The organism is Achromobacter semiaridum (genome assembly GCF_053543755.1).
In genome coordinates this window covers 177,226-182,508 of sequence record NZ_JBLVOL010000137.1, presented here as the reverse complement: position 1 = coordinate 182,508, position 5,283 = coordinate 177,226, and the positions used below count along the sequence as shown (strand labels likewise).

The window sequence follows — 5,283 nt, the reverse complement described above, 5'->3', positions numbered from 1 at the left end:
CCCCGCGGCATGGCGATTGCTGCGTGCCGTTCGTTTATCCCGCGCGCAAGACGTCAGCGTGCGGGCAACCGAAACGGGGGGACGTGATGGACGAGCCGACACTTCAGAAGCATCAGCCACAGCGGGCGGAGTCCGCGCCACAGCCACAACGGTCGGCGCCACCGCAGCAGGCGTCAGGACGACAGCAGCGGGTGGGACGACAGCATCAAGCAGAGCAACAGCGACCGCCCCTACAGCGGCAACAGCAACAACAGCAGCAACCGCCGCAACCGCCGCAACAGCAACAAGCGCCGCAAACCACCCCATCCGCACAACAAGATATCAACCCCGGCGATGACGCCGCGCCGGGCACGCCCGGGACCGGTGAAGTGGATTGCCCTGACTGCTCGGGAAGCGGTCAGGTGAACGACCGACCGTGCCAGACATGCGGCGGCACGGGCAAAGTCGTAAAGGCGGTGGGCGGTGCGTAAAACGGGTGGCTCACTTGCGGACGGGGCTTACAGCAAGCGCTCATCGACCCCATTTCGCAGGTCGTACGGCGACCACAGGATGCGTCCGACGATGCGGACTTCGCAGCCGTCTTCTTTCTCAAGCGCAAAGGGCGCGTAGGCAGGGTTCAACGACTTTGCCAACCAGCCGCCCTCGCGCCCGCGCGCGATGCATTTGACGATCATCTTGCCGCCGTGGTTGATCGCGTAGACCGTGCGCGGGTCGATTTCGCGGGGGTCGATGACGGGGTCCTCGTAGAACAGCATCGGTCCGCCGTTTCGGATGACGGGTTCCATGCTGTCCCCTTGCGCATACACGATCTTCATGCGGCTGATGGGCAGTTTGAACGACTCCAGAAACGAGCGGCGCAACAGGATCTCGCCGATCTCCGTCTCGTGGTAGTTCTCGATGCCAAGCCGGCCGGCGGCCAGGCGCACGTCCAGTTCGGGGACGGGCATGAATTCCTGATCGTTGGCGGAGTAGCCGGCGTTGGCGACGTGGCCGACATTGGCGGCCGTGCTGATTCGCAGCGCTTGCATGCGTTCGGCCTGATGCGTGGTGACGCCGTCGGGGTCCCAGGGGGCGGCCGGGATCGGCGCCATGGGGAACTCGTCCGCCACGCTGTCGATACTGGCCAGCGCACCGCGTTTAGGGGCTGGATTCCTGCCCAGACCCGCAGCCCCTTTCGCCTTGACGCCCATCTGGCCCAGCGCCAACAGCAGCGCGCCTTCCAGGCGTTTGACCTGGTCGTCGGCCAACCCATGGATAAGCGATGCCGGCACCGATGGGAACGGCCATTGGGTGTCGGCCGTGGGGGCGGCAAGCGGAGCGGCGGTCGATAGCGACGCCGCCTTTTTAGCCTCAGCGGCTAACCGCGGGCTGATTGCGGCCAGCGTGCAGCCAAATCCTTCGGCGTAGGCCATTGCCGCTTCGATCCCAATAGGACGGCGGCCGGTGATGTGCTGATAAATCATCGCCTGGCCGCCCTTCACGTGGTGGTCGCGAGCAAATGCCGCGCGGTTCACGCCTTCAAAGCGTGCGCGCAGGGCGGCGGCTTCCTCTTCGATAGTCCACATTTTCATATAGCAATGCTATGCAAATAAAACTATAGCATGGCTTGCTAATAAGCTGTAGCGTCGCTATAGTTTTGGTGATGAATCTACCTGATTATTTCAAGCAGGAAGGGGCGCTGACCGCGGCCACGTTCGCCCGGCTGGTGGGCGTGTCGCCTGCGCTGGTCTATCAGTGGCGCACCGGCCGCAGGCCCGTGCCGGTCAAGCACTGCGCCTTGATAGAACAAGCCACCGACGGCGCCGTCACCCGGCGCGACTTGCGCCCTTCCGATTGCACTCAAATCTGGCCGGAGCTGGCCGAAGGGATCACGGCGCAATGAACTATTACCCCCACCACATCGGCGACTTCAATAGCGCGACGCGGCACCTGACGCGCATCGAACGCAGCGTCTACCGGGACCTGATCGAGCTTTACTACGACACCGAAGCGCCGCTATCTCAAGAGATCGACAAGCTCTGCCGCTTGCTGATCGCGCGGTCCGACGACGAGAAGACCGCCGTGTTCCAGGTGCTGCACGAATTTTTCGTGGAAACCGAGGAAGGCTGGCGACATGCTCGCTGTGACGCCGAGATCGCGCGTTATCACGGCAACAAGGAAGCCAAGTCCGCAGCCGGTAAAGCCAGCGCGGCCAAGCGCGCACGGCAGGCCGGCACGGCCGGCAGACAGGCTGCGGGGCAACAGCCGTTGAACATCGGTGCAACCAACCAGGAACCACAACCAGAACCACAACCAGAACCACAACCAGAACCACAACCAGAACCAGAACGACCCCACCCCGAATCGACAATTCCGAAAACAGCATCCATGAGCTCCCGCAAAACTGCCTTTGATGCGATGGATTGTGCGTTGCCGGACTGGCTCGATCGCGCCGATTGGGTCAGCTGGGTGGCGGACCGCAAAGCGCGCAAGAAGCCGATCACACAAGAGGCGGCGCGGCGCCAGTTGCAACAGCTTGCCGGCTACCGGGCCGAAGGCGTGGCGGCGCGCGATGTCATTTCCCACAGTATCGCCAGCGGCTACCTCGGCCTGTTCCCACCCAGAGAAGCGACCCGCACCACGGGCGCGAAGCCATCGCGGCAACGCGCGCAATGGTCGTCGGAATTGCGCAGCGTGCTGGCCGAAGGCCATGTCCGGGGCGAAATCGACATGGGGGTGATCGATGCAAGTCGTTGAATCAACGGTCGGCCTGGGTGCGCTGGTCGTCAACGAAATGCACTTGCTGTATGGCGCCAAGTTCGCGCAGCAATGGGAGGGCCTGACGCCGCGCGAATTGAAAGACTCCTGGAACCAGAAGCTGGCCGGCCTGACCGAAGCGCAAGTGCGGCGCGGGCTCACTGCCTGTCTGACACGGGAATGGCCGCCGACGCTGCCGGAATTCTTGAAGCTTTGCTGCCCGTGGCTGATCCCCGAACTTGCCTATCACGAAGCGGTGCGCGGCGTGTCGGCGCGGCGTCGTGGCGAGGTGGGCGACTGGTCGCATCCGGCGGTGTATTGGGCAGCGGTGGGCGTCAGCACGGTTGACCTGTTGAACAGCAACTTCGGCGCAATCAAAGTCCGATGGGAAAGAACGCTGTCCGAAGAGCTGGCCAAGGGCGCATGGCCCGACATTCCGGCACCGCGCGCGGCGTTGCCCGCGCCGGGACAGACGCTGGCCACGCGTGCCGAAGCCGAGGCCGCGCTGAGAAAAATGGGCGCGGGAAAAATGCTGGCAGCCCGCAGCCGGTCACATCGCGAATGGATCGAACGCTGGGAGGCGCGCATCGCGTCCGGCGGGCATCCCACCAAGGCCATCGCCGACATGTTGATGCACGCCAGGCACACGGCCAAACCGGAGGGCACATGACGATGCGGCGCATGAATGATGGGCCAACGCGCGCGAACGGCGCGCCAGGTAAGGACCGCAAAGCACGGATCGCAAAGTAAGGACCGCAGGACAATGAAAATGAAAAATGCACCGTCGAGACAAGCCGGTTTGCCGCGTTGGGTGGAAGACGAAATTCATAACTGGGCAAGGTCCCAATGGGAAGGCGATTGGCCCGGCCCGCGGCGCATGTTGCACGAGACGCCCGACGTGTGCGAATTTCCGCCGCTGCCCGGGCACGGCGATGACGACGAACCGCTGCGCATTCCCGTGAACCATGAACGCGCGCGCCGCGTGCATGCCCTGTATGAAACGTTGCCGCTTCTGGAACAGCGCGTGGTGCAGGCGGAATACACGCGCCGCGCCGACTACGGGGACTTGCCCGCGCATGGCCGCCAGGACAAGGCATGCCGCGTCATCGGCATCTCGTTGCCGTACTACAAGGTGGCGCTGGGCCACTTCAAGCAAGAGGTCTGGAGGGCCTTCAAATGAAATACGCACACGAAGTCATCGATCTGCTGGCCGCGTATCCGGGCCGCGAATTCAGGATGGCCGAGATCCTGCGGCACGTCAGCCGGGGCATGCCCATGGCGCCGGCCTCGCAAGAAGCAATGCGGCGCGGCGCGCGTCGGGTACTGGATCATCTGCTGGATGCCGGACACGTGCAGCGCTGCGGCGGCAACACCAAATCCGCCACGTATTCCTGGCAGCAATTGGGACATGCACTTCATAAAAACCATGCCCATTTGGGACCGGATTTGAGACAATAGCCGCGGGGCATTGCGCCCACACGAAATGCAGCCCGCCAACCGATCCGGTTCGCGGGCTTTGTTTTTTTCCGGACCCAACAGTGACCGACATGACGCCTGAAGACGCAATCCTTACGTTGGTGACGGCCGCCGCGGGCGGCGTGCCAGTGTTTCTTTCCGACGATGCGCCGTCGGTTCCCCCGCCGCCTTGCATCGCGCTGGCCGTACGCTGGGTGCAGGCCGGCCCCGCCGAAACCGGCCCCGTCGACGCCGACGGCAATCAGCTCGTGCGTGACCATCGCGATGCCACCGTCGAACTGCGCAGCGTAGGCGCCGCCGCCTATCGCGCCCTGGACAAGATGGGGCTGGCGCTGCGCCATCCCACTCATGAAGACCGTGCGGAAGCGCTGGGCCTGGCGGTGTTTCACGCCGGCCCCGTGCAGCGCGTGCCACGCGACGGCAACGACGCCACCTCGGGCACAGCGAGCGAGCCGCGGGGCGCGCTTGACCTGGGTATCCGCTACGCGCAGACCGATACGGATGTTGTCGGCCTCATCGAAACGGTGACCGGCAACATCACGACCACGGGCGGGCTGCTGCCTTCCTTTACAACCTCATTTTCCGCGAAGACCGAAGCGACGAATTAACGTTCAAGGTCTTCATCACGCTGTCCCCCCGCCGCCTTTGGGCGGTTTTTTTTTGGAGCCGCAAATGGCAAAACTCGACCGGATCGTCAATGTGGCGATCTCGCTGAACACCACGGCGATCAAGGAGCAGAATTTCTCTGACATCCTGATCCTTGGCGCACACGCGCTGGCCGTCAACCGCGTCATGGCGGTGACCGAGGCCGGCGAGCTGCTGGACATGGGCATCGCCCCGAACGACCCGCTGTACATCGCGGTGCGCGATGCCTTCAAACAGATTCCGACGGTGGCCCGCGTTTTTGTCGGCCGCCGCCAGGTGGATGCATCGCGCATTGCCGTGACGCGCGCCGCCGCGTCGGACTACGCCGTGTCTTTGTCCTGGCGTGACGCGAATGGCATCGTGCAAAAGGTGGCTGCCAGCGTGGCGGGCGCAGCCGACAGCACGCCGCAGACGCTGGCGAGGGGG

Annotated in this window: 7 protein-coding genes and 1 pseudogene; 7 read left to right on the top strand and 1 reads right to left on the bottom strand. The window is 64.0% G+C overall.

Going from position 1 to position 5,283, the window contains the following annotated elements; translation table 11 throughout:
- Positions 1-497: 497 nt before the first annotated feature.
- Positions 498-1,571, bottom strand: coding sequence for a S24 family peptidase (locus ACNPP0_RS29310; RefSeq protein WP_448707857.1), 1,074 nt, complete (start codon positions 1,569-1,571; stop codon positions 498-500).
- Between the two features lie 71 nt (positions 1,572-1,642).
- Here ACNPP0_RS29310 and ACNPP0_RS29305 point away from each other — a divergent pair, with 71 nt between their 5' ends.
- The 7 genes and pseudogenes from ACNPP0_RS29305 to ACNPP0_RS29275 all read left to right on the top strand — a co-directional run.
- Complete coding sequence (locus tag ACNPP0_RS29305) at positions 1,643-1,882, top strand: transcriptional regulator (RefSeq protein ID WP_448707856.1); 240 nt, start codon at positions 1,643-1,645, stop codon at positions 1,880-1,882.
- On the top strand, positions 1,879-2,736 hold the full coding sequence (locus tag ACNPP0_RS29300) for a YdaU family protein (RefSeq protein WP_448707855.1): 858 nt from the start codon (positions 1,879-1,881) through the stop codon (positions 2,734-2,736). The genes ACNPP0_RS29305 and ACNPP0_RS29300 overlap by 4 nt, the downstream gene beginning before the upstream one ends.
- Positions 2,723-3,406 (top strand): hypothetical protein, encoded by a 684-nt coding sequence (locus ACNPP0_RS29295; protein WP_332611787.1) that lies wholly within the window; start codon positions 2,723-2,725, stop codon positions 3,404-3,406. Before ACNPP0_RS29300 ends, ACNPP0_RS29295 begins: the two co-directional genes overlap by 14 nt.
- A gap of 99 nt (positions 3,407-3,505) precedes the next feature.
- Positions 3,506-3,916, top strand: coding sequence for a hypothetical protein (locus ACNPP0_RS29290; protein WP_448707854.1), 411 nt, complete (start codon positions 3,506-3,508; stop codon positions 3,914-3,916).
- Positions 3,913-4,194: a hypothetical protein gene (locus ACNPP0_RS29285; protein ID WP_332611790.1), complete on the top strand. Its 282-nt coding sequence runs from the start codon at positions 3,913-3,915 to the stop codon at positions 4,192-4,194. Before ACNPP0_RS29290 ends, ACNPP0_RS29285 begins: the two co-directional genes overlap by 4 nt.
- Before the next feature lie 89 nt (positions 4,195-4,283).
- Positions 4,284-4,820, top strand: a complete 537-nt coding sequence (locus tag ACNPP0_RS29280; RefSeq protein WP_448707853.1) for a phage neck terminator protein — start codon at positions 4,284-4,286, stop codon at positions 4,818-4,820.
- A gap of 64 nt (positions 4,821-4,884) precedes the next feature.
- Positions 4,885-5,283 (top strand): annotated as a pseudogene (locus tag ACNPP0_RS29275) (hypothetical protein); the annotation flags it as partial.

Bases quoted from the DNA above. Each gene is read 5' to 3' on its own strand.
- ACNPP0_RS29290 (WP_448707854.1), top strand. From the start codon at position 3,506: ATGAAAAATGCACCGTCGAGACAAGCCGGTTTGCCGCGTTGGGTGGAA.
- ACNPP0_RS29280 (WP_448707853.1), top strand. From the start codon at position 4,284: ATGACGCCTGAAGACGCAATCCTTACGTTGGTGACGGCCGCCGCGGGC.
- ACNPP0_RS29295 (WP_332611787.1), top strand. From the start codon at position 2,723: ATGCAAGTCGTTGAATCAACGGTCGGCCTGGGTGCGCTGGTCGTCAAC.
- ACNPP0_RS29285 (WP_332611790.1), top strand. From the start codon at position 3,913: ATGAAATACGCACACGAAGTCATCGATCTGCTGGCCGCGTATCCGGGC.
- ACNPP0_RS29305 (WP_448707856.1), top strand. From the start codon at position 1,643: ATGAATCTACCTGATTATTTCAAGCAGGAAGGGGCGCTGACCGCGGCC.
- ACNPP0_RS29300 (WP_448707855.1), top strand. From the start codon at position 1,879: ATGAACTATTACCCCCACCACATCGGCGACTTCAATAGCGCGACGCGG.
- ACNPP0_RS29310 (WP_448707857.1), bottom strand. From the start codon at position 1,571: ATGAAAATGTGGACTATCGAAGAGGAAGCCGCCGCCCTGCGCGCACGC.